The sequence below is a fragment of the Pandoraea sp. PE-S2R-1 genome (assembly GCF_002179865.1).
Lineage (GTDB): Bacteria > Pseudomonadota > Gammaproteobacteria > Burkholderiales > Burkholderiaceae > Pandoraea.
In genome coordinates this window covers 1-357 of sequence record NZ_NGUR01000094.1, presented here as the reverse complement: position 1 = coordinate 357, position 357 = coordinate 1, and the positions used below count along the sequence as shown (strand labels likewise).

Sequence of the window (357 nt, the reverse complement as noted above, 5' to 3'; positions counted from 1 at the left end):
GAGCACGACAGCCGTGCCGGTTTCCCGCTGCAACGTTTGAATGAGGGTGAGCACCTGCGCCTGAATCGTCACGTCGAGCGCCGTGGTCGGTTCGTCAGCAATGAGCAGCGCAGGACGGTTGGCGAGTGCCATCGCGATCATTACGCGTTGGCGCATGCCGCCGGAGAGTTCGTGCGGGTAGTTGTCGAGCCGTGTCTCGGGCGCGGGAATGCGCACCCGCTTGAGCATGTCGAGCGCTTCGGCACGCGCCGCGCGCCGGTCCAGTCCCCGATGGCGGCGAATGCCTTCCTCGATCTGATGCCCGATCGTGAACGCCGGATTCAGCGAGGTCATCGGCTCCTGAAAGATCATCGCGAG

The 357-nt window shown here is 64.7% G+C and carries 1 protein-coding gene; it reads right to left on the bottom strand.

What is annotated here, in order from left to right; all coding sequences use genetic code 11:
- Positions 1–357: ATP-binding cassette domain-containing protein (locus tag CDV44_RS27185; RefSeq protein ID WP_141118836.1), on the bottom strand; the 357-nt coding region annotated here is incomplete at both ends.